We start from the raw sequence: 23579 nt of genomic DNA on the forward strand, positions 1-23579 counted from the left end.
ATGGCGGTAGTGCAGCGCGCGGCCACCCGCGCCGAGCCGCTGCGGCGGCTGCGGGAACTGGCCGCCGGCGGGCGGCTGGAGACGGCGTACGACGAGGTCGCGCCGCTCCTGGCCGAGCTGGCCGACGACCCCGCGGCCCCGCCGGGCTGGGCCCGTCGGGCCGGGCGGCTGCTGGCCCGGGCCGACCGGGACGCCGTCCTCGCCCGGCACCCCGGCATCACCCCGGTGACCGTGACGGTCACCGGGCAGTCCACGGTCGCGGACGTCGTCGAGCCGCTCACCGGCGAACTCGCCCGGCACGGACTGCTGCTGCACCCGGTCGTCGGCGACCACGGCGCCTGGCTGCGGGACCTCACCGACCCCCGCGGCGCCTTCCGGGGCGTCACCGCCGACCTCACTCTGTGTCTGCTGGACGACTCCACCGTCTTCGCCGAGGTGCCCGCCGTCTGGGGGCCCGGCGACGTCGAGCGGGCGGCCGAGCAGGTGGCGGCACGCGTCGAACGCCTCGTACGACGGCGGACGGGGGAAGGCACCCTGGTGCTCAACACCCTGCCGCTGCCCCGGGAGCGTGCCCAGCAGCTCCTCGACCACCGCTCCCGGGCCCGGCTCGGCGTCGTGTGGCGGGAGTTCAACGCCCGGCTGTTGCGGCTCGGTACGGAGGCGGCGGACGTCGTCGTCATCGACCTCGACCCGCTGCTCGCCGCCGACGGCCCGGTCAACGACCCGCGCCTCGCCCAGTACGCCGGGGCCCGCCTCGGCGCCGCACTGCTCGACGCCCTCGCCCGCGAAGTCGCCCATCTGGCCAGGGCGCTGACCGGTCGTACCCGCAAGTGCCTGGTGCTGGACCTGGACCACACCCTGTGGGACGGAGTGCTCGGCGACGACGGGCCCGACGCGATCGCCGCCGCGGGCACCCTGCGCGGCGAGGCCTTCGGCGCCTTCCAGCAGACCGTGCGGCAGCTCGCCGCCCAGGGCGTCCTGCTCGCCGTCAGCAGCAAGAACGACCGCGGGGCCGTCCTCCGGACGCTGCGCACCCACCCCGATCTCCTGCTGCGCGAGGGCGACTTCGCGGCGGTGCACGCCGACTGGGAACCGAAGAGCGGGCACCTCGCCGCCGTCGCCGAGGCGCTCGGCATCGGCGACGACGCCCTGGTGTTCGCCGACGACTCGCCCGCCGAGCGCGCCGAGGTCCGCCACTCGGGACTGCGCGCCGCCGTCGTGCCGCTGGACGACGAGCCCGCGCTGCACGTCCGGCGGCTCCTCGCCGACGGCTGGTTCGACACCCTCGCCCTGACCGACGAGGACCGCGCGCGCACCGCGCACTACCGCGCCGCGGGCGCCCGCGCGGCACTGCGCGCCGAGGCGGGCTCGCACGAGGACTTCCTGCGCGGTCTCGGCGTCACCCTCGACCTGTCCGCACCGGAGGCCCACGAACACGAGCGGCTCGCCCAGCTCACCCAGCGCACCAACCAGTTCAACCTGACCGGTGCGCGCCTGACCCCGGCCGACACGGCGCGCATCGCCGCCGACCCGGGCCGGCTGCTGCTGGCGGCGCGTACCGCCGACCGGTTCGGCGGCAACGGCCTGACCGGCGCCGTCCTCGCCACCCGCGAAGGGCGGCTGCTGCGGCTGGACAACGTCTGGCTCAGCTGCCGCGTGCTGGCCCGCGGCATCGAACAGGCCCTGCTGGCCACCGTACTGGCCCACGCCCGGCACACCGGGCACCACGCGGTGCTCGCCGCGTACCGGCCCACCGCGAAGAACGCGCGGGCCGGCGAGGTGTACCCGTCGCTCGGCTTCACACCCGAGGGCGAGCGAGACGGGGCGCTGCTGTTCCGGCACGACCTGCGGAGGACGCCCGCCCCGCCGGAGCACGTGCGGATCACCGGGCCGCTGACCGGCGGCCCCGACAGGAGGAAGCACAGATGAGCGCGGTCGACACCCTCGACGGGTTCCTCGCACTGCTCAAGGACGAACTGGGGCTGGAGGCGACGCCGGACGAGGCCGGCCGGAGCCTGGCCGACCTGCCCCGCTGGGACTCGCTGTACCTGCTACGGGTAGTCGCCCTCGTGGAGGACGAGACCGGCCGGCGGCTGTCGCTGGCCCCCGTCCTGCAGGCGCGCACACTCGCCGAGATCCACGCCGTCGTCGTACAGCAGGCACCACCACAGCACACCGCGGAGGCACAGGCATGACCGTCCCCGGCAACTCCACGCTCGGTCCGCCGCTCGGCGCACCCGTAGAGGTGGGCGCCGACGAGGCCGCGTGGGACCGGGTCAGGGAGGACCTCCAGAGTTGCGGGACCGCCCTCCTCTACGCCCACCGGCCCGTGCTGCAGCCCCAGTTGCCCTCCGGCGACGGACTGCGCCGGCTGCTGGGCCGGGACTGGTCGCGCTATCTCGGCCTCGCGCACGCCGACGTCCGCGACCGGTACGCGGCCTCCCGGATGCTGCTGAAGTCCGCCGCGGCAGCGGTGCTGCACGGCGACCCGGAGGCCCTGGAACTGGCCTACGGACCGACCGGGCGACCGTACCTGCGCGGCTGCGACCAGGTCGACATCAGCCTCAGCCACACCGACGACCTGCTCTTCGTGGGGTTGACCACCCGGGGCCTGATCGGCGTGGACGCCGAGCGCGCCGACCGCCAGATGTACGGCGGGGGCCTCGGACGGCATGTCTGCACCCCGTACGAGATGGTGACGCTGGCCGCGCTGCCCGAGGAGCAGCGCAACCCGTCCCTGGTGCGACTGTGGACGCTGAAGGAGGCCTACAGCAAGGCGATCGGGCAGGGCATGCAGTTCCGGTTCACCGAGTTCGGCTTCGGGCCGGACGGCAAGCCGGTGCGCGTCCAGCGCCCCGACGGCAGCGCCGGCACCGGCGCCGAATGGGCCTTCCGGACGTTCCCGCTGGCCAGCGGCTACTGCGTGAGCGCGGCCGTCTACGACGCCGGGTTCGGCCGGCCGGGCGACACCGACATCACGACCATGCTGGACGCGGACTGCGTGGAGACGATCGAGGAGGCACTGGGAGAGGGGTGAGCGCCGGCCACGGCCCGGGGTCAGTTCGGGTCCCGCTCCGGGCCCGGCTGCTCCTCCAGCATGCGGGACAGCGCCACGTTGTACCCGGCCTGGAAGCGGCTGGTGGCCTCCAGTTCCTCGGTGATCTCCGAGATGTGCCGGCGGCAGGTGCGCACCGACATGCCCAGCCGCCGCGCCACCATCTCGTCCTTGTAGCCCTTCGCCATCAGACGCAGGATGGACTGCTTGAGGTCGTCGGCGACGGACGGCGCCCGTGAGGTGTCCGGGACGAACGGCGTCGCGCCGTCCCACAGGTGCTCGAACACGCTGCACACGAACGCGACCAGGGTGGGCTCGCGGACGACGATCGCGCCGTTGATCGCCCCCGCCGGACCACCCTCCTCCCGCTTGGGCAGGAACACGGTCTCCTGGTCGTAGATGAGGATGCGGTCGATGAGCTGGTCGGCGGTGCGGAACTCGGCGCCGACCGCGGTCACGTCGCGCACGTAGGCGCGCGTGGCCAGATCGCCGCGCGCGGTGTGCTGGTAGATGGTGCGCAGGGCGATGCCCCGCTCGCGCATGCCCAGGGCGGACTTGCGGGCTGCCTGCAGGACCTCGCCGGGGCGGGCACCGCCCGGGGCGACGGACGCCATCTCGTGCCGGCAGTGCGCGCTGAGGTGGTCGAGCATCGACTGCACGGTGGTGGGGTCGGTGATGACGTCGAACGCCTCCAGCCGGTTGCGCAGCCGGCGGCCCTCGAAGTAGACCGGCGTGAGCGACATCAGACGACCGCGTACGTCGGTCACCGCCTGTTGGAGGTCGCGGATCTGCATCTCGGCGGAGCTGACGAGGTCGGCGGTGGCCACGTCGGGGGCCACGGGGACGAGCATCCCCGGGTCGCCCGGCATCGGTTGCAGCAGGCGCAGCAGGATCAGCACCTTCTCCGCATGCTCGATCTCGGCCGGGGACAGTGCCAGTCGCACTGCGATGTCCTCGCGCATGAACCGGCCCAATTCCACAGCGTGTCCATAGGCTGCGGCACTTACGTCGTCCAGCTCGGTGAATTCGGAATGGGAGTAATTCATTCCGTGCGTCCAGCCGTTCTCGATCCAGTGTGCAGTTGTTGCCGTGCAGCTTTGGGCCATCGCGCGACGCTTGGGTTCCGACCGGTGGATTCGAGATGGTGTTCCCGGCACCGGGAGGGGCCGGAGACGGGTGCGGGGTACTCCGGGGTCATGACGATCCTTCCCGCTCGGTACGCCGACACATCGAACTCGCAGGGGGAAACGTGCGTGTCACGACAGACATGATCAACATCGTCGCTCGTAGTGCAGCTTTGGGTAGCGCTCTTGGTGCTTTGTTTACCGGCGCCATACTCTTCGGGCAGTACGGGGACATCGGTGGAGCCGAATCGCACAGCGGAGCGGTGACGACCGCTTCCGCTCCGGTCCATCACGACGACGACCGGTGGACGTGACGCGACCTCTTGCCTCGTACCGCCGGCAGGCGCCCCCGCTCAGACCAGCAGGGGGGCGCCTGCCGCCGTCTGTGCCGGTGTCGCGTGCCGCACGGCCGGCACCGCGATGGCGCTCAGCACCAGGCCGGCGGTGGCCGAGAAGCGCCCGGTCAGAACCCGCCGCGGCGCCCCCGGAGCCGACGCAGGGTCCCTGAGCAGCGCGGCCCGGAACGTGCCGCGCCCGGCGTCCACCGTGATCAGCGCGTCCTCGAACTCCAGGGTCTGTCCCGTCAGCGGGAAGTAGGCCTTGTAGACCGCCTCCTTCATGGAGAACAGCAGCCGGTCCCAGCAGACCTCCGGCAGGGCGTGCCGCAGCCGCGTCACCCACGACCGCTCCTGCGGCAGCCCGATCGACTCCAGAATGCCCTCCGGCAGCGGCTGGTTGGGCTCCGCGTCGATGCCCAGCGCGGCGATCTCCTCGGCCCGGGCCAGCGCGGCACCCCGGTAGCCGGCGCAGTGCGTGACCGAGCCGACCAGTCCCGGCGCCCACTGCGGTGCGCCCCGCAGACCCGGCAGCACCGGCATCGCCGGCTGCCCGAGGGCGGCCATCGCGCGCCGTGCGCACCAGCGTGCGGTGGTGAACTCCCGGCGCCGCGCCTCGACGGCCCGGGCGATCTGCGCCTCCTCGGCCGGAAAGAGGGTCACGTCGTCGCGGTCGACGGTCGTGTCGACGGCGGCGACCCCGGCCGGGAGCAGTGTTTCGATCATGGCGATCACCCTCGTGGACGGGCCGCGGCCGGGTGAGCCGCGGCGGTGCACCCACCGTCCCGCCGCGCACTGCCGGGCTCCAGCCGCGACCGGCCGGCCGGCCCGCACCGCTGTCCCCGGGGGGCGCAAAGCGACTGTCCTCTGCTAGACGTGCGCAGCGGTGGCGGGCACCTGTCATGCGGTTGCCATGCGCCCGCGGGCCGGTGTGGGGCGTCGCGCGCGATTCCCCGCGCCCCCGGTGGGTCGTCCCTTAGGGGTCTTCAGGGGTACTCCTGCCTGGTGGCGGGCCCTAGGGTCGGCCGAATGGTGCACGGACAGCTGATGGCCATCAGTGATCTGCACGTGGCGTTCGAGGAGAACCGGCGGGTCCTGGAGGGGGTGCGGCCTCAGGGGCCGGGGGACTGGCTGCTCGTCGCGGGGGACGTGGGGGAGTTGCTCTCGGACGTAGAGTGGGCGCTCGGGACGCTCGCCGAACGGTGGGCCCGGGTGGTGTGGGTGCCCGGGAACCACGACCTGTGGACCGCCCACGAGGATCCGGTGCAGTTACGGGGCGACGCCCGCTACCGCCGGCTCGTGGAGATCTGCCGCGGCCTCGGCGTGCACACCCCGGAGGACCCGTACCCGGTGTGGTGCGGTCCCGGCGGGCCCGCCGTCGTGGCGCCGCTGTTCCTGCTGTACGACTACTCGTTCCGCACTCCCGCCGCCGCCACCAAGAAGGAGTCGCTGGAGCAGGCCTACGCGGCCGGGGTGGTGTGCACCGACGAGTTCCTGCTGCACCCGGACCCCTACCCGAGCCGCGACGCCTGGTGCCGGGCGCGCGTCGCCGAGACCGAGCGCCGGCTCGCCGAGTGCGACCCGGCGCTGCCGACCGTGCTGGTCAACCACTTCCCGCTGGTGCGCACCCCCACCGACGTCCTGCGCCACCCGGAGTTCGCCCAGTGGTGCGGCACCGAGCTGACCGCCGACTGGCATCTGCGGTTCCGCGCCGCCGCCGTCGTCTACGGCCATCTGCACATCCCTCGTACGACGTTCCACGACGGCGTGCGCTTCGAGGAGGTCTCCGTCGGCTACCCGCGCGAGTGGCGCAGACCCGGCCACCCGAGGAACGTCCCGAGGCGGATTCTGCCCTCTTGACACTCCCCTCCGGCCGGGCCGGTGACTTGCTGCCGTGCAGCTTTCGGCCACCGGCCGGCGCCGCCGTGCTTCGTAGACTGGGGCCTTGGAGGACGGTTGCCCCGCGCCAGGGAATTCCTTTGCGCTTTCTTGGGGGAAACATGGGGGCGTCTGAAGGAAGTCATGGAGAAGTCCCCCGCGGTACTTCTGAAGGTTCCGGTGGATTTCGGCTTCCTGAACAACGGGGGAAGTGAGGCAACGGCCATGCATATAGACCGGAAAAAACAAATCCGCTTGCTGGAAAGCGCGGTGGGAGAGGCGGCAGGGGGAGCCGCCCGTATCGTGCTCGTCGAGGGCGCGGTCGGCTGCGGAAAGACAGAAATACTTGAATCCGCGACAGAAATGGCCCTACGGGCGGAGGTCCTGGTGTTGCGCGCGGAGGGAACCCGGGCTGAACGGAACATTCCATTCGGCGTGATCGGCCAGCTGGCGGCCGCCGCTCCCGAGGGTGCGTTCGACACCGTGCCGGAGCCCGACCCGGCCGGAGCCGGCGGGATCGCGGCCCGCCAGGCCTTCGTCACCGCGGTGCAACGGCTGGCCGCGCGCACACCCGTGGCCATCTGCGTCGACGACCTGCACCTCGTCGACGAGCCCTCCCGCCGCCATCTCCTCCATCTGGCGGGCCGACTGCGGCAGGCCCGGGTGCTGCTGGTGCTCGCCGAGTCGCTCCACGAGCGCACCGACGACCCGGAACTCGGCACCGACCTGCTGCGCAGACCGGGCTTCACCAGGATCGAACTGGCCCCGCTCACCCGGGAAGGCGTCGCGACGGCCCTCACATGGGCCGGGGACACCGGCCGCGACGCCGTCCAGGCGCACGCGCTGACCGGGGGGAACCCCCTGCTGCTGCGGGCGCTGACCGAGGACGGCGGCCCCGGGCGGGCCTTCGTCCAGGCCTTCCTGGCCTGCCTCAGGCGCAGCGGCAGCCGCACCGAGGACGTCGCGGGGGCGGTCGCGGTGCTCGGCACACTCGCCGAACCCGGCACCGTCGCCGGTCTGCTGGACATGCCCGAGCCGGACGTACGCGCCCGCCTGGACGCGCTGCGCCGGGCGGGCCTCCTCGACGGCACTCGCTTCCGGCACCCGGCCGTGCGCACCGCCCTGCTCGACCACCTCCAGCCCCCGGTCCGCGCCCAGCGGCACCGCCGGGCCGCCGAACTCGCCCACGCCCACGGGCACTCGGCCACCGACGTCGCGGCACTGCTGCTCGCGGCCGGGGGCCCGACACCCGCCTGGGCCGGTCCCGTGCTGCGGGCCGCGGCGGACCGGCTGCTGGCCGACGGGCAGCACCGACGGGCCCTGCAGTGCCTCGAGACGGCCCTGGCCGGCGCCCAGGACGAGGCCGAGAGCGCCGAACTGCGCACCGCGCTCGCCGCCGCCCAGCTCGCCATCGACCCGGCAGGCGCGGAGCAGCAACTGGCCGGACCGCTCGCCGCCGTGCGCGCCGACCGGCTCCCGTCCTCCGTCGCGGCCCGGCTCGCCCGTCTGCTGGTCACCCAGGGCCGCGTCGACGAGGCCGGCGAGGTGCTGCGGCAGCTCGGAGCCGACACCGCCGGCGAGGGCGGCACCTGGGAGGAACCGCGGGGCGTCCCCCTGCTCGACGGACTGTCCGCGTTCCCGTACCGGTCCGCGCGGCCGGCCCCGCCCGCCGTCGCGGCCCGCCCGAGGGAACACCACCGGGCCGGCCCGGCGCACCACGCGCCCGCCGCCCAGCAGGGGCCGGGCTGGGCAGCGGCCTTCTGGGGCGTGCCCGAATGGGAGCGCTCCACCCGCGGTGCGGAGATCGCCGAATCGCTGCTGAGGCGCACCAGTCCCGCCGAGACCACCCTCGCCCCCGTCCTGCAGGCGCTGCGCGCCCTGCTGCACCTCGACGGGCCACGCCGGGCGCTGCCCTGGACCCAGACCTATCTGGACGAGGCGGCCCGCCGGGGCGCACCCGGCTGGCAGGCCGTGTTCGCCCTCACCCGCGCCGAGGCGCTGCTGCGCCACGGCGACCTGCCCGGCGCCGAGCAGCTAGCCCTGCAGGCCCGCAACCTGGTGCCCGAACACGACGACAGCCTGTTCCACAGCTGGGCCGGCGCCACCCTGGCCGCCGCCCGCACTCCCATGGGCCGGCACGACGACGCCGGACGCGAGGTGTGCCGCCCGCAGCCCGAGCGGCTGGCGGGCAGCCTCCAGCTGCTCGCCCACCTCAAGGCGCGCGGCACCTACTACTTCGCCACCAACCGCTACCAGGCCGCGCTCGCCGACTACCTGGACATCGGACGGGCCATGCGCCGCTGGGGCATCGACCGGCCCGTGGTGCTGCCCTGGCGGACCCTCGCAGCCGAGGCGCTGCTGCAGCTCGGCGAGGTCCGCCAGGCCGCCCGGCTGGTCGCCGACCAGCTCGCCTCGCGGGACATCGCCCACCCGTGGGTGAACGGTCTCACGCTGCGGCTCAAGGCGGCCCTCGCCGAGCCCGCCGAACGCCCCGCGCTGCTCTCCCGCGCCGTGGACGACCTGCGGCGCGCCGGCGACCGGCTCGAACTCGCCCGCACCATGGCCGACCTGGGCGAGGCGTTCAAGGAGCACGGCGACCCGGCGCGGGCCAACATGGTCAACCGCCGCGCCTGGCAACTGGCCAAGGAGTGCGGCGCGCAGACCCTGCGGGAGCGGATCCTGCCCGGCCGGGCCGTGGCCGCCGACGTGCCCGACGCGGCCCGGCACGCCGAACTCGACGCCAGACTCAGCGAGTCGGAGAAGCGGGTGGCCCTGCTGGCCGTGCACGGCCACACCAACCGCGAGATCGCGATGAAGCTGTACATCACCGTCAGCACGGTCGAGCAGCACCTCACCCGCGTCTACCGGAAGCTGAACATCACCCGCCGCCAGGACCTGCCCGCCGACCTGCCCTTCAGCGAGGCACTGGACCTGGCCTGAGTCCCGCCCCGGCCCGGCCGGGGACGTGGCAGACAAGGAGACACCGGACATGAGCGGTACGCCGTTCGAGAACCCCGGCGCCGAGTACCTGGCGCTGGTCAACGACGAGGGACAGTACTCGGTGTGGCCCGCGGCGGCCGAGGTGCCCGCGGGCTGGCGGATCGCCCTGCCCGCCGCGCCCCGGCAGGCCGTGCTCGACCACGTCGACCGCCACTGGAGCGACCCGCGGCCGGCGTCACTGAGGGCCCTGGACGGGCAGCCGGGCCAGTGACGCGCGCGCGTACACCGCCTGGCAGCCCGGGACGATGAACAGGGACTCGCGCAGCGCCGAGGCGGACTCGGTCGTCAACTCCTCGACCGTGTCCGCCTCGTCGTACATCAGGGCGCGTTCCAGCTCGAAGTAGTACAGGTTGAAGGCGTCGACCTGCCGCTGGTACAGCCACCAGCGGTGGCCCTCCTCGAGCGTGCCGTGCTCCCTCAGGTACGCGGCCGTCAACTGCTCCTCCAGACGGTGCGCGAGGCGCTCGGAGGCCAGGCGGGCGCGGATCCCGGGGCCCGGGCGGGCCCGCTCGTACAGGCAGTGGCCCAGCTCGTGGGCGACGCCGGCCAGTGCGCCGAGGGTCGGCCCGTCGGAGCCGAGGATGACGGCCGCGTGCGGGGGGCCGACCGTGCGGAACGGGGTGCCGCGTTCGGCCAGGGCGGACTCGGCGAGGATCCGGAGCACCCGGGCCCGCCAGGGCCGCAGTTCCGGTAGCGTGGGGAGGATCTCGGCGGCCGGGGCGTGCGTGGGGTGGCTCAGGATCAGGTCGTCGGCCGGGAGCGGCAGGGGCAGCTCGGCCAGGTGCACCAGCATCTCGCGGCGCAGCGGCAGGACGGCCGCGTAACGGGGGGCCGTGAGGACCTGGCGCACCTGTCGGTGCGTGACGTCGAACAAGCGCCGTACCCAAGGCTGTTGCCGCAGTGCGGTCAGCCGGGCGCGGCGCTCGGTGAGCAGTTGTCCGATCAGATCGCCGGTGCCGAGGACGGCCTCGCGCTGCAGGCGCCGGCGTTCGTCCCGGTAGGCGGCGACGGCCTGCGGGTCTCCGGTGAGATCGTGCTGCGGGGCGGGCCGGTGCGCCCCGCCCCGCGGGGATGCCACGTCAGTTGTCGACGCTGTCGTTCGAGTTGTTGCTGTTGCCGTTGCTGTTGTTGGCGTTGTTGTTGTTCTCGTTGGCGACGATCGACAGGTCCTCCGCGAGGGCGTTGATGTCCGTCGCGGTCACGCTCTGCAGACGCGGGGCGTCGGCGTTGTCGTTGCCGTCGAAGCTGCTGTTGTTGTTGCTGTTGAAGTCGTCGTTGCTGTTGTTCGACATGGAGTTGTTCGCCGGGGAGTTGTTCATGGTGAGCTCCTGAGGACGAGCGTGGGGCCGGGCCGGTGCCCGGTCTGCGTGTCGAGCAGCGACTCCATCTACCGCCATGGCGCTAAAGCGGCGGATGGCCGTGGCAAGCGCATGGCAAGGCCGGGAGCGGCTGCCGCCGGGCATGGCAGGAAACGGTGGCGCCCCCGGGCACCCGGCAGGGAACGACGCGGAACTTCCGCTTCCCGCGTTGTGGCCGCGTCACCCGTCCGTCAGGGTCGGTCGCAGTCCGTAATCCCCCCCCGCCGCAGGAGGCCCCCATGCTTACGGATCAGGACCACAGGACGCCGTCCCCGGCACGCCGGCGCGAGCAGATGCTGGAGTGCGTCGAGGTCGGACTGCGCTCCTTGCTGAACGACGAGTACCGTCGGCACACCGCGCACGCGCGCGCCGCGATCCTCGTCGAGTCGCTGGCCGAACTGGTCGCGGCGGGCGGTGAACGGGTGCGTCCCGTCGTCCTGTTCACCGGGTATCTCGCCGCGGGCGGCGCTCCCGACGACCCGGGTGCCGTGGACGTGGCCGCCGCCCTGGAGCTGCTGGACACCGCGATGGTGCTGCGGACCGACGTCCACGACAATGTGGCCGTGCGCCGCGGCATGCCCTCCCTGCACATCGCGCACGCCGCCGAGCACGAACGCGGCGGCTGGGGCGGCGACGCCGGGCGGCACGGCGCCTACGCCGCCACGCTCGCGGCCGACCTCGCCCTCGCCTGCGCCGACCGGCTGACCGGGGCGCTGTCCGGCCCCGCGCGGGCCCTGTGGGACGAACTGCGTGCCGACCGCTGTGTCGGCATGTACGCCCGCGAGTCGATGACCGCCGCCTACCTCGCCGACCCGTGGCCGGGCCGCTGCGTCTCCGGCTGCGACAGCGGCTGCCGCGCCGGCTGGTACGCCCTGCGCGCCCCGCTGCTCATCGGCGCCGCCCTGGCGGGCCGTGACGACCTCGCACCGGCCTACGAGGCCTACGCGGCCGCCCTGCACGCCGCCTGGCGCCTCCGCGGCTTCCTGGACGGCGGCCCCGAGTACGCCTGGGAGGCCGACCTGCTGCGCGACATCCTCCTCGACGGCGAGGAACGGGACGTGGCGGAGCGCATGATCCGCGACCTGGTGGCCCGAGCCGCCCGCACAGCCGACAACGCGCCACTGCCGCGGGAGTGGCGAGCCGAACTGGTGGCGTTCGGGGAGCGGGTGGCTTCGGTGTGAGGGGGCGGCCCACGCGGGGGCTCGGCGGACGCCGCCGTGGGCACCGGTGCCACCGGCCTGTGCCACGGGTGCCACGGATGCCGCGGCCGTGGAGTCCGGTGGTCGGTCGGCCGGACGATGCCGTCGGCCTCGCGGTCGGTGCCTGCGGTGGGCGCCCCTACGGGTTTCGGTGTGTGCGTAGTGTGGTGCCGGGTCGGCCGGGGGCGGGTGGTTGTCGGTGGGCGGGCGCCGCCGTGCGGTACCCGTCTCGCCGGCGTGGGCCGGGGGCTCGCGGTCGTGGGACCGGTGGGTGTCGGGCGGCGTCGGCACGCGGGCAGCGGGCCGGGCCGGTTCAGTGCGGGGGCGGGTGGCCCGGCCGGGGGCGTGGTGTGCCCGGGCGGAGGCGGGTGAGCCAGGTGCGCAGGGCCTCCTTGCGGAGTTCCCCGCGCGGGTCCCTCGGCAGGGAGCCGACCAGTTCCAGGCGGGTCGGCAGGAACGCCTCCGTCAGGCCGGTGCGGGCCAGGTGCTCGCGGAGTTCGACCAGGCCCGGCGGCTCCTCCCGGAGCGCGGGGACGACCACCGCGCACGGCATCTCCCCGTATGTCGCGTCCGTGTACTCCACGACGGCGGCCTCCCGTACCCGGGGATGCGCCCGCAGACCCTCCTCGAGCGCGTCGACCGGTACGACGAACAGGCCGCCGGTCCGCTCGTCGGCGCGGCCCACCACCGTCATCTCGCCCGGCGGCCCCGGCAGCGCGGTGTCCCCGGTGTCCAGCCAGCCGTCCGTCCGGTCCCAGGCCGCCTCGACGGCTTCCCCGTGCCGCCAGGCGGCCAGGGCGACCGAAGGACCGCGCACCCGCAGAGTGCCGTCCGTCAGGGCGAGTTCCAGCCCCGGCAGGGGGCGCTCTCCGGAGTCGTACGACAGTGCGCCCAGCCCCGCCTCCGGCGCGCCCCACACTCCGCGCACCCGGACGCCCAGTTCCTCCCGCAGTTCGCCGAGGAGCGGCTCCGGCGTGTCGACGCGGCCACCGGTCAGCGCGAGCCGCAGCCCGGAGACGTCACGGTGCTCCTGCCGCTGGGCGGTGAGCACTTCGGCCCAGAGCGCGGGGGTGGCGTACACCCGGTCGACCCCGGCGGACTCGACCAGTTCCAGGAAGACCCGCGGGTCCCACACGTCCTGGAACACCCCGGTGCCACCGGACGCGAGCGGCCAGCACACGGTGTAGAGGAGGCCGGCGAGTGAGGTGAGGGGGAGCGGGGTCGAGAAGACCCCCGTTCCGCCGCCCTGCGCCGCGAGGCCCGCGTACAGCGTGTTGCCTGTGTGCAGCACCGCCCCGTGGTGCTCGCCCATGCCCATGACCGTCAGCAGCAGCGCCGGCCGGTCCGGGTCGGCCGGGGAGAGCGGCAACTCGCGTCCGCACGGACCGCGTTCGCGCGCGGTGCGCAGGAAGCGGGCCCCGAAGTCCACCGCGCCCGCCGCCGCCGCGTCCCCGACGACCACCCGGCGCCGCAGCCACGGCAGCCGGTGCGCGAGGTCGGCCAGGACCTCGGCGTTGCCGTACTCCTCCCAGCGGTCCGGTACGACGCACACCCGGGCCCGGGTGGCGGCCAGGACACGCTCCAGGTCGGGCGCGCGCACACCTGGCAGCACCGGTACCACCACCGCGCCGATCCGCCAGCACGCCAGCGCCAGCGCCGCGGTCTCCCACCAGTTGGGCAGTTGCAGTGCCACCGGATCGCCCGCACCGACCCCGAGTGACCGCAGAGCCGCCGCGAACCGGTCGACGTACACCGCCAGTTGGGCATACGAAACGGTCACCAAGCGTTGGCCCGGCGGCCGGTGGGCGCGGTGACCGACGAACGCCGGTCGATCGGGATGCGCGGCCGCGGTGCGCAGCACGTCGTGCACGAAGCCCTCGGCACGCCACAGCCCGGCCGCGCGCCAGCGCCCGGCGACCTCCGCCGGGACCCCGGATCCGTCCGGCAGGGGGACCGTCGGGCCGTCCGTCACGTCCATCGGCCCACCGACCACGCCACCTGGAGCCGGGACGTGGCGCCCAGTCTGCGCATGATCTGCCGTACGTGGTTCACGACCGTCCACTCGGATATGTCCAGACGGGAAGCTATCTGACGGTTCGTCATGCCCTCCGCGACCAGCATCGCCACCTGTACCTGGCGCGGGGTGAGCGGCTGCGCCTCCGGAGTGGGTGCGGCGGGGTGGGCTCGCGGTTCGGGGGCGGCCAGCGCCTCCTCGACTGCCGTGGCGGGCGGCATCCGAGTGCCCTCGGCCCAGGCCGCCGCGTACCCGGTGGGGTGCAGCCGGGAGCGGAGCGTGTCCAGTGCCGCCTCGACGGCGGTACGGCGATCCGGGGCCCGCGTACCGCCCAGCGCCCCGCGCACCGCTTCGGCGGCCGCCAGGACACGGATCGTGCGGGGGCCGGCCGCCGGGTCGGTGCGCAGCCACAGCAGGGCCAGTTCCTCCAGCGCGCCGGGGAGTTCGGTGCGCTCGCCGAGCGAGCGGTACAACTCCAGGCTCTCGCGCAGCGCGCCGTCCGCGCCCCGGGTGTCGTCAAGTTCCACGGCGACGGCCGCGGCCTCGCGCAGCGCCGCCGCGAGGCCGCGCGCGTCCGCGATCCTGCGGTGCGCGTCGAGCCCCTTGTCCAGCATCTCCCGTGCCTTGCGGCCGTCGCCCTGCGCGCGCAGCGCCGCCGCCAGCGCCACCGCCGCGTCCGCCGCCGGGGCGGCCGTACCCAGCGACTCCAGCGCGGTCAGGGCGGGGCCGAGCGCCGCGACCGCGCCGGCGGGGTCGCCGTGGTGCAGCAGTGCGAGCCCCATGCGGGCCGACACCAGTGCCGTCTGCCGCCGGTCGCCGAGCCGCTTGCACAGGGCTAGGGCCCGGCGGTGGCGCCGGACGGCGAGGTCGGCATCGCCGAGGGCCAGTGTGAAGGTCGCCGACAGATCGACGAGGCGGGCGCGCAGCGGCTCGGGCAACGCGGGCCGGGAGCCGGTGGCGTCCGGCCCCATCCCCATCCCCATACCCGGCCCCATCCCCGGACCCGCCCCCGGCCCGGTCCCCGGACCCGCCCCCGGTTCCTCCTGGCCGAGCGCGTCGCACCACTCCACACCCGTCCGCAGCTGCCCCTGCACCAGCCAGGGCAGGCGCAGGGCGAGCACCAGGGAGGCGACGTCCTCGACGGCGCCGCACTGCCGCAAGCGGTGCAACGCGGCCACGACGTTGGGATGCTCGGCGGCCAGCACGTGCAGCCAGTGGCCCTGCCGGGGGCCGGTCAGCCGGACCTCGGCGCCGGTCACCAACTGCCGGTAGGCGGCGGCGTGCCGGTCGAGGGCCGCCTCCAGCAGACCGTCGGCGGCGAGTTCCTCGCTCATGTGGGAACGGACCGGCTCCGGCACCGCGAAGCGCGGCTCGCCCTGCTCCTCGTCGAGGACGACGACGAGGCTGCGGTCCAGGAGCGCGTCGAGTACGGCGTCGGTGCCTGCGCGCGGAAGCGGCGACATCCGTTCCAGCATCGACTGTCCGAACCCGGGCTCGCACACCGACAACTGGCCCAGCAGGGTGAGCTCGTCACGGCTCAGGCCCGCCACCGCGGACTCCGCCAGCGCGGCCAGCGAACGGTGCCGGGCGGGGGCGCCCGCGGGCCCGCCCGACAACGCCGTCAGCGCCCCGCCGCGGTGTCGCAGCCGGGCCAGCAGCACCTGCGGCGTGAACAGCCGCAACCGGCCGGCCGCCAGCTCCAGGGCCAAGGGCAGGCCTTCGAGCAGGACGCACAGCGCGGCCACCGCGGACGTGTTCGCCTCGGTGAGCGCGAACCCGGGCGCGGCGTCACGCGCGGCACGGGTGAACAGGGCCACCGACGCGTTGCCGGACAGCACGCCGGGCTCCTCGGCCTCCGGCGCGGGCACCGGCAGCCGGCGCACCGGAAGCAGCCGCTCGCCGACGATGCGCAGCGGCTCGCGGGAGGTGGCCAGAACCCGCAGTCTGCCCGCGGGGGTGAGCAGTTCGGTGAGCATGGTGGTGAGCGGCTCGCCGTGGTGGTCGCAGCCGTCGAGCACCAGGAGGGCGTCCGCGTCCCCCGGGATCCGGCGCAGCTCTGCCGCCAGCCGCAGCACGGTGGCCGCCGCCTCGTCCGCGGAGGCGGCGGGCGACAGGTCGGCGCGGCGCGCCCCCCGGAACCGCCCCGGCGCCGGGGTGAACGCCCTGGCCAGCGCGCTCTTGCCGACGCCGCCGGGCCCGGTGAGCGTCACCAGCCGGGCGTCCGGGTCGGTGAGCCTGCCGCCCAGTACGAGAAGCTCGGTGTCCCGGCCGACGAGAGGACGCCCGCCGTCCGCCGGCGCCGGACGTGTCCCGGCCGGACTCGGAACCTGCTCTGTCACGGTCATGGCTTCCCCCTGAAGACGGCTGCCGACAGCGTGCCCGGGACGGGCAAAGGGTGGCTTAAACAAGGCGCTCGGGGCTGGGGGCCGAGCCTCCCTGCCTCGCTACGCGGCCTCCCGCAGCCGCCACACCCCCGGCCGCACCTCCACCGCCGGCCCGGCACCCTGGGCGGTGTCGGTGAGGCGGCGCAGACAGCGCCGGGCATAGGCCTCCAGACGGCGGTCGCGCAGGTCCGTGGCCAGGTCCCGGCAGGCCGTGAAGCGGGCCGTCGCCGTCGCCGCGTCCCCGAGGTCCAGCGCGAGCAACGCGCCTGCGCGCAGCGCGTCGAAACGGGCCGGGGACCGGTCCGGCAGGGTGCCGAGCGCCGTGTCGAGGAGGGCGCCCGCCTCGTCGTACGCCCCCGCGTCCAGCCGTACGTCGACCAGCCCCACCAGCGCGCGCCCGTGCTCCTGGTCGTCCGCACAGCCGCGAGCGGCCCGCGCGGCGGCCTCGTACAGCTCCTCGCAACGCGTCAACTCCCGCTGCTGCCAAGCGAGATCGCCCAGCGACCGCAGCATCCGCGCCTCACCCGCCCGGTCCCGGGCCCGGCGGGCCGCGTCCAGGCCGAGGGTGTGCGCGGTCCGCCACAGGGACCACGCCGCGTGCGACTCCAGTCCGCCGGACAGGGCGTCGGCCAGTCGCAGCGCCGCCGGCCAGGCGCCATGGGCGTGCGCGGTGCGCAGGACCCCGGCGAGGACCGCGAGGTCGGCGTGCGCGGTGGTGGCGGAGCCGGTGGCGGCCCCCACCGAGTCCGCGCAGGCCTCGGCGAGGCGGCCCGCGGCGTCCCGCGCCGAGTCCTCCGGCTCGTGCCGGGCGAGCAGTTCGGCGGCCAGCAGCCGCGGCAGCGGGTGGAACCGGAAGCGGCCGCTGGCGTCGGCCTCCAGCAGACGCGCGTCGACGAGGCCCTCCACGCTGCGGCCGGCCGCGTCGGCCCCCAGCCCGAGCACGGCGGCGGCCGGGCCGGTCTCGAACGGGGAGTCCGGCAGCAGGGCCAGCAGCCGGAACGACCGCTGCTGCTGGGCCGTGGCCGCCGCGTACGCCGTCAGAAGCGCTGCCCGCACGTCGAGTTCGCCGACACGCAGCGCGTCGAGCCGGTCCCGCGGGTCCCGCAGCCGGGCGGCGAGGGTGTGCGGAGTCCAGTGCGGGCGGGCGGCGAGCTGAGCCGCCGCGCTGCGCAACGCCAGCGGCAGACCGCCGCACAGCACGGCCACCTCGGCCAGTGCCGCGGGGTCGGGCACGTGTCCGGCGTCCGTGCCGCCCGCGGAACCGGACACCGTCGTGAGGACGGTGCGCGCGCCGGAGTCCTGTGCGGGGCGCCGCGCGGCGCTCGCTCCGGCCGCCGGCACGTGCCGCGACAGCGCGCCCGGGCGAAGGGCGCCCGGGCCGTCGGTGCGGACTCGCGCCGGAGCGTGACCGTTCGCGGCCGGGCGCCCTGCCCCGTCCGCGTCGCCCGCCGGACCGCGGCCGGACGCCCTCGCCAGCAGGGCCAGGGCGGCTTCCGGGCGCAGCGGCGCCAGCGACACCGTACGGACGGCGGCCAGGGACGCCGGGGTACGGCGGATGGTGACCAGGACGCGGCAGCCCTCGGTGGCCGGCAGCAGCGGACGCAGTTGCGCCTCGGAGCCGGCGTGGTCGAGGACGAGCAGCAGGCGCCGCCCCGCCAGCAGGGTGTGCAGGGCGTCCCGCAGGTCCTCCACCGTCTCCGGCAGCGGGCCCGTCTCTCCCGCCCGCCGCAGCAGCCGGGTCAGCGCCTCGGCCGGGCCGAGCGGACGGCCCGGCTCGGGCTCCAGGTCGAGGAACATCCGGCCGTCCGGGAACGCGTCCGCGCAGCGGTGCGCGGCCTCCACGGCCAGCGCCGTCTTGCCCACGCCCGGCATCCCGGCCACGGCCACGCACGTACCAGCCGGGGACGACGTCAACAGATCGACCACCCGCGCCAGTTCGTCCTCCCGGCCGGTGAACGCCGGGTCGGCGGTGGGCAGTGCGACCGGCCGGCCGCGGGTCCGGGCCACCGTCACCGGCCCCGGCGACGCGGCCTCGTCGACCAGCAGACCGGCGTCACCCGCCAGGATCCGCCCGTGCAGCCGCTGCAACGCCGGACCCGGCTCGATCGCCAGTTCCTCGACGAGCGTGTGCCGCAGCTCGCCGAACGCCCGCAGCGCCTCCGCCTGCCGGCCCGCCCGGAACAGCGCCAGCATCAGATGGCCGTGAAACTCCTCGCGCAACGGATACCGCGTCGTCACCGACTGCAGCTCGGCGACCAGATCGCGGTGCCGGCCCAGCTCCAGATCGGCACGGATCCGCTGGTCCAGCGCCGCCACACCCGCCTCCTCCAGCCGGACCGCCCCCGCGTCGAGCGCGGGCCCGTGCGGGGTGTCCGACAGCAGCGGGCCGCGCCACAGGTCGATCGCCTGCCGCTGCAACGCCGCCGCCTGGGCGAAGTCGCCCGACTCCAGCGCCCGGCGGCCGCTCGCGTGCAGCGCCTCGAACCGGGTCAGGTCCAGTTCCTCCGGAGCCACGCGCAGCACGTAACCGGGCTGCCGCGTCACCAGGAACTCCCGGCCGAACCCGTCCTCGGCCGCGTTCAGTTGCTTGCGCAGCTGCGAGATGTACACCTGCAGCGTGGTGGTCGCCGTACGCGGCGGATCGTCCTGCCACAGCTCGTCCGTCAGCGCCTGCACGGACACCACCTCGCCGCTGCGCACCAGCAGCGCGCCGAGGACGACGCGGAGCTTCGCGGCCCGGGGCGTGTACGAGACACCGGGGCCGGCGCTGCCCTCGATCTCCATGGGGCCGAGGATGCGGAACCTCATGAGAGCACCCGGGTCACAGGTCCTGCACGACCCTGGTGCGGGCCTCGGCCACCGCGCGCCGGTGCTGGGTCACCGTCAGCGTCACCGGCACCGAGGGCCGTCCCTGGGCGTCCCGCTCCAGCGGGCCCGGCACCGCGACGCAGCGCAGCGGCAGGCCCGCCTGCGCGTAGCCGCGGAAGTGCACGTCCCAGCCGGCCACCACGGCCCGGTCGGCGTCGACACCACTGGCCCGGCCCGCCGTCAGGATCGACGTCTGGCGCAGCGCCTCGAGCAGCAGCAGACCGGACACCTGGCCGTCGTCGGACGGCGCCAGCGCCGGATTGTCGCCCCGGGTGAGCACCCACGTCGTCAGCCGGCCCTGCGCGGACACGCCCGGCTCGCACACCACCACGTTCCCGGGGGCGCGGCGGCCGATCTCGGCCGGGTCCACGGGCCAGCCCGCGCCGTCCGGGGCGTCGTCCAGCTCCGGCGCGGCGCGCAGGGCACGGCGGCTGTGCTCGATGTGGTTGCGGTGCAGCGCCGGCGTCAGGAACACCAGGCCCGCGCTGCCCGTGCAGCACGGGACGTCGTCGATGCGGACCTCGACCCCGAACGTCAGACCGCGCGGCACCCCGCCGATCATGTGGTCGGGGCGGGCGGTCAGATGCGTCGTCATCCGCGGCGGTTCCCCGTCACCGGCCCGCCAGGCCCGCAGGTCGGTCAGGTCGAGCGCGAACCGGTAGAACAGACCCGGCCGTTCACGCGGCACACCGAAGTACCGGTGACCCACGAACTCACCGACCTCGCGCACCTCCTCGGTGACGGACTGCGCGTCGTGGAAGTGGCCGGGACCGTCGTTGAACAGCGGGTGCCCCAGGGGCACGGAGCCGGCCAGGACGAAGTTCTCCTCGCCGCTGCTGGGCGCGTCCAGGAGGTAGTGCTCCCAGGACGTCGGGCAGTGGATCAGATGCCGGGTGGCGTACTTGGGTCCCGCGACGGCGGTGCTGGACGTGTCGACAGTCATGGTCTCTCCTCGGCGCGATGGGAGCGCTCCCTGCTCGCAGAGCGTGGGGAGGGCCCGTTCGTGCGGCGCGCACTGTCCCCGTGGCCGTCACAGGGACGGCCCGCGCCCACCAGGGTGCGAAAACGCCGGTACCGGACGCCAGCCGGGGACGGTGGCAGCAAGTTGCACGGCAGCTAGTTGTGGTGTCCGCCCTGCTCGCACGCCAGGGCGGCTTTAGGGGTCCTGGCACTATGCCCGCCCGGGTCGCGCGGCCTGGCACCGCACCTCGCCGCGTTGCCGAAAAGCCCTGGTAGCTCCTTCCCCACTCTCGGCTTCGCTCGAGCGGGGGGACCCCCATCGAGGGCTCTCCGGCGCCTTGCGATGCACGGCACCAGACCACGCGACCTCATCGGGCGCTCATAGTGCAAGGACCCCTTTAGTCGCGCTCAGGTGCCCGGTGGCATGGTCGAGGTGACGGCACGGACACACCGATTCCCCCGTCACCGCTGCCCGTGCCGTTCGCCGGCCCCGTCCGGGACGTCGTCCCTGCCGTCCCGGACGAGGCCCGCGCCCTGCCCGACCCAGTGCGCCACCTGGGCGCGCGAGGTGAGGCCGAGCTTCTTGAAGATGCGGCTGAGATGGGTCTCCACCGTCTTCGGGCTGACCTGGAGCCGCGCCGCGATCTGCTGGTTCGTGCAGCCCTCGCTGACCAGGACCGCCACCTGCGCCTCCCGTCTGCTCAAGCCCTCCGGCGACAGCCGGCCCGCGTCCCGCACAGCCGCCTCGGGCGGCGGCGCGGGCAGTTCGTGCTCCCGGACCAGCCGCACCTCCCGCAGCCGGGCCCCCGCCCGGTCCCGCCACACCCCGCCGAGCGGCCGCGCCGCCCGGACCGCCCCGCGGGCCGCCTCCAGGGCGGCGGTGCTGTCGTCCGCCGCGAGCCGCACCAGGGCCAGCAACAGTGCCGCCTCCACGGCGAGCGGCACCCCGCCCGAGCGGTGCGCCGACCCGGCCGCCCGCTCGGCCCACCGGCCGGCCGCCGCGATGTCCTCAGCGGCGAGCCGGGCCCGGGCGAGCCCCAGCTCCAGTCGGCCCGCCACCTGTTCCTGACCCGAGTCGCGCGCCAGTACCAGCGCCTCCTCCAGCCGCCGCTCCGCCGCATGCCGACGCCCGGTGTGGAACAACGCGTCGGCCAGCAGCGGCACCGCGTCCAGACGGCGCAGCAGCGCGTCCTCCCCGAGCCCGTCGAGATCCCGCGTGGCGGCGTCGGCGGCGTCCAGTGCGGCCCCGAACAGCCCCGCGGCGGCGTGGGCGGCCGCGAGCAGGCAGCGGGCATGGGCGACGGCGACGGCGGACGGGGCGGCGACGACGGACGGGGCGGTGCGCAACGCCTCCTGCGCCCAGCGCTGGGCCGAGCGGCGCAGCACCGGCTCGCCGCGGTCCAGGGCGAGGGCGGCGCATTCCGCGGCCCACTCGTGCACGGCTTCGGGGGCGGCCCGGGCCCGCACGGGCGGGGCGCACCTCTCCAGACAGTGCTCGGCCTGCTCCCAGTTCCCCTGCAGCCGCAGGGCCGCCGCGCGGACCGGTGAGTCCCGCACCACCGCCGGGAGCGAGGCGTACGCCCGCAGCGCGGCCTCCGGACGGCCCGCCAGCACCAGTGCCCGCGCCCGCAGCAGCGTCGCCTCCACGTCGTCGGGAGGCAGCAGCCGCAGCAGCGACGCGGCCGCGGCGGCCTCCCGGTGCACCCCGTCCCCGGCCACCCGCAACAACTCACCCCCGATCCGCGCCACGCCGTGCGCCGCGGTGCCGCCGGCGTCCCCGGGCGTCCCGGTGCCGCCGGTCCGCTCCGCGGGCTCCTCGGCCCGGTCAGCCCATGCCGTTCCGTCGGCCTGTGCGGTCAGCATCCGCCGTTCCCCCTCCGCCTCGGTCCAGCCGACCCTCTCCCACTCGGTACCCCGACTCCAAGGTGCTTGCCTTGTCCGGTAGTTGCACGACAGGAAGTCCCCCAGGCGTGGGGTGAACCCCGGACTACTGCCGTGGTCGGGACGGGATCAGGCTCGAACCATGGCTGTCGACTCCACACCCGTCACCCGCCCGGGGGCGGCTCCCCCCGTGCCCGGCGTCCACCGCGGGCTGCGGGCGGGCTACGCCTCGGGGGCCCTGGTCACCGGGGCGTTCAGCACGCTGCCGGGCCTCCTGCTGCTGCCGTACCTCACCGACACGCTCGGCGCCGGAGCGGCACTGGCCGGGACCGTGGTGCTCGTGCCCAAGGTGTGGAACGCCCTGCTCGGTCCGCTCGTGGGCCACGCCGGGGACCGCGCGCCCCGCCGCGGTACGCATCTGGCCGCCGGAGGCGTAGGCCTGGCGGCCGCGTTCGCCCTGATGTTCTCGGCGCCCGGCTCCCACTCCGCCGGAATACCGTGGGCCGCCGCCGGCTTCTTCCTCGCCGCCACGGCCTACGCCTTCTTCCAGGTGCCCTACTCCGCGCTCCCGGCCGAGCTGACCGGCCGGCCCGCCGACCGGGTCGCCCTCGTGGCCGGACGCGTCGCCGTGATCGCCGTCTCCGCCCTGCTCGTCGGAGCGGCGGGGCCGGCGCTGGCGGACGCGGGCGGCGGCGGGGTGCCGGGGCACCGTCTGGTGGGTCTGTTCGGTGCGCTGTGCGTGCTCGCCGGTACGGCGGGCGTGGTGCTCGGCACCAAGGGCGCACGCCGGGCCGGCCGGGACGACACGACGCCCGCGGAACCCGCCGCCGAGCCGTCCGGTCTGCTGCCCCGGCTCCGCCTCGCCCGCCGGGTCCCCGGCTTCGCCGGGCTCCTCGCCGCCATCGCCGTCCAGTCCGTCGCCACCGGCGGGCTGACCGCCGGCGCGCCCTACTTCAGCGAGCACATCCTCGGCGACAAGAACGCCACGGGGCTGCTCGTCGCCGCGTTCGTCGCCCCGAACCTCCTCACCGTGCGCGTCTGGACGCGGCTCGGAGCCCGGGCCGGCCACCGAGCCGGATACCGGTGGGCCTGTGCGGTCTTCGGCGCCGGCTGCCTGCTGCTGTGCGCCGCGCCCGTACTGCCGCTGCCCGTCGTGCTGCTCTCCATGGTCGTCGCCGGCTCCGGACATGCCGGTCAACTGCTCTTCCTGTACGCCTTGTTGCAGGACCTCATCGCGGACGAGGGCCTGCGCGGGGCGGGTGTGTCGTCCGGGCTGTTCACCACCTGCGAGACCCTCGGCCTGGCGGTCGGGCCCTTCCTGTACGGCCTGACACTCGCCGTCTTCGGCTACGCCTCCTCCGGCACCGGGCATGCCGCCGCCCAGTCGCACACGGCACATGTGGGGATCCTGGTCGGCATCGGCCTGCTGCCCGCGCTGGCGGCTCTGGCCGCGACGGCCGTGCTGGGCGGTGAGCGGCGCACGAAGCGGGGCTGAGCCGAGCAGCGCGGGCCCACCCCGGCGC

At 75.1% G+C, this 23579-nt stretch carries 17 protein-coding genes; 8 read left to right on the forward strand and 9 right to left on the reverse strand.

The annotated features are described in order from the left end of the window. Genes ACWC21_RS28270 through ACWC21_RS28280 form a run of 3 tightly spaced genes read left to right on the forward strand, consistent with a single transcriptional unit; the run spans position 1 to position 3037 of the window. Entirely contained in the window at positions 1–1929 is a 1929-nt protein-coding gene (locus tag ACWC21_RS28270) for an HAD-IIIC family phosphatase (RefSeq protein ID WP_450885723.1), read from the forward strand. Further along, positions 1926–2195 (forward strand): acyl carrier protein, encoded by a 270-nt coding sequence (locus tag ACWC21_RS28275; protein ID WP_450885724.1) that lies wholly within the window; start codon positions 1926–1928, stop codon positions 2193–2195. The genes ACWC21_RS28270 and ACWC21_RS28275 overlap by 4 nt, the downstream gene beginning before the upstream one ends. Further along, positions 2192–3037 (forward strand): 4'-phosphopantetheinyl transferase family protein, encoded by an 846-nt coding sequence (locus ACWC21_RS28280; RefSeq protein WP_450885726.1) that lies wholly within the window; start codon positions 2192–2194, stop codon positions 3035–3037. The genes ACWC21_RS28275 and ACWC21_RS28280 overlap by 4 nt, the downstream gene beginning before the upstream one ends. Before the next feature lie 20 nt (positions 3038–3057). On the opposite strand, the gene ACWC21_RS28285 is transcribed toward ACWC21_RS28280, so the two are convergent. Next, positions 3058–3999 (reverse strand): LuxR C-terminal-related transcriptional regulator, encoded by a 942-nt coding sequence (locus ACWC21_RS28285; RefSeq protein WP_450885727.1) that lies wholly within the window; start codon positions 3997–3999, stop codon positions 3058–3060. Positions 4000–4532: 533 nt separating this feature from the next. Continuing rightward, a complete protein-coding gene (locus ACWC21_RS28290) occupies positions 4533–5240 on the reverse strand; it encodes a 4'-phosphopantetheinyl transferase family protein (RefSeq protein WP_450885728.1) in 708 nt (235 codons plus the stop codon). Positions 5241–5543: 303 nt separating this feature from the next. On the opposite strand from ACWC21_RS28290, the gene ACWC21_RS28295 reads away from it, so the two are divergent. From ACWC21_RS28295 to ACWC21_RS28305, 3 genes are all read left to right on the forward strand, one after another. Further along, positions 5544–6374: a metallophosphoesterase family protein gene (locus ACWC21_RS28295; RefSeq protein ID WP_450885730.1), complete on the forward strand. Its 831-nt coding sequence runs from the start codon at positions 5544–5546 to the stop codon at positions 6372–6374. Between the two features lie 243 nt (positions 6375–6617). After that, positions 6618–9332: an AAA family ATPase gene (locus tag ACWC21_RS28300; RefSeq protein ID WP_450885769.1), complete on the forward strand. Its 2715-nt coding sequence runs from the start codon at positions 6618–6620 to the stop codon at positions 9330–9332. A gap of 49 nt (positions 9333–9381) precedes the next feature. Next, positions 9382–9603 (forward strand): MbtH family protein, encoded by a 222-nt coding sequence (locus ACWC21_RS28305; RefSeq protein WP_450885732.1) that lies wholly within the window; start codon positions 9382–9384, stop codon positions 9601–9603. Here the strand turns inward: ACWC21_RS28305 and ACWC21_RS28310 are convergent. Next, positions 9568–10470: a hypothetical protein gene (locus tag ACWC21_RS28310; RefSeq protein ID WP_450885734.1), complete on the reverse strand. Its 903-nt coding sequence runs from the start codon at positions 10468–10470 to the stop codon at positions 9568–9570. The two genes, ACWC21_RS28305 and ACWC21_RS28310, sit on opposite strands and share 36 nt — an antisense overlap. A gap of 1 nt (position 10471) precedes the next feature. Further along, the gene (locus tag ACWC21_RS28315) at positions 10472–10711 is read right to left on the reverse strand and encodes a hypothetical protein (RefSeq protein WP_450885736.1); all 240 of its coding nucleotides are present in this window, start codon (positions 10709–10711) and stop codon (positions 10472–10474) included. Positions 10712–10989: 278 nt separating this feature from the next. On the opposite strand from ACWC21_RS28315, the gene ACWC21_RS28320 reads away from it, so the two are divergent. Beyond that, the gene (locus tag ACWC21_RS28320) at positions 10990–11931 is read left to right on the forward strand and encodes a polyprenyl synthetase family protein (RefSeq protein ID WP_450885738.1); all 942 of its coding nucleotides are present in this window, start codon (positions 10990–10992) and stop codon (positions 11929–11931) included. 331 nt (positions 11932–12262) lie between these two features. Here the strand turns inward: ACWC21_RS28320 and ACWC21_RS28325 are convergent, their stop codons facing one another. From ACWC21_RS28325 to ACWC21_RS28345, 5 genes are all read right to left on the reverse strand, one after another. Next, on the reverse strand, positions 12263–13927 hold the full coding sequence (locus ACWC21_RS28325; protein ID WP_450885740.1) for an AMP-binding protein: 1665 nt from the start codon (positions 13925–13927) through the stop codon (positions 12263–12265). Continuing rightward, positions 13918–16308: a helix-turn-helix transcriptional regulator gene (locus tag ACWC21_RS28330; protein ID WP_450885742.1), complete on the reverse strand. Its 2391-nt coding sequence runs from the start codon at positions 16306–16308 to the stop codon at positions 13918–13920. The genes ACWC21_RS28325 and ACWC21_RS28330 overlap by 10 nt, the downstream gene beginning before the upstream one ends. A 99-nt stretch (positions 16309–16407) precedes the next feature. Next, positions 16408–19155 carry a BTAD domain-containing putative transcriptional regulator gene (locus ACWC21_RS28335; protein ID WP_450885744.1) on the reverse strand — a complete coding sequence of 916 codons (2748 nt, stop codon included), beginning with the start codon at positions 19153–19155 and terminating at the stop codon, positions 16408–16410. Between the two features lie 13 nt (positions 19156–19168). After that, positions 19169–20158, reverse strand: a complete 990-nt coding sequence (locus ACWC21_RS28340; RefSeq protein ID WP_450885746.1) for an AfsA-related hotdog domain-containing protein — start codon at positions 20156–20158, stop codon at positions 19169–19171. 479 nt (positions 20159–20637) lie between these two features. Next, positions 20638–22038, reverse strand: a complete 1401-nt coding sequence (locus ACWC21_RS28345; RefSeq protein WP_450885747.1) for a helix-turn-helix transcriptional regulator — start codon at positions 22036–22038, stop codon at positions 20638–20640. Positions 22039–22198: 160 nt separating this feature from the next. Between ACWC21_RS28345 and ACWC21_RS28350 the strand changes: the two genes are divergently transcribed. After that, positions 22199–23551: an MFS transporter gene (locus tag ACWC21_RS28350; RefSeq protein ID WP_450885749.1), complete on the forward strand. Its 1353-nt coding sequence runs from the start codon at positions 22199–22201 to the stop codon at positions 23549–23551. Positions 23552–23579: the final 28 nt, after the last annotated feature.

Source organism: Streptomyces sp. NPDC001348, assembly GCF_053597535.1.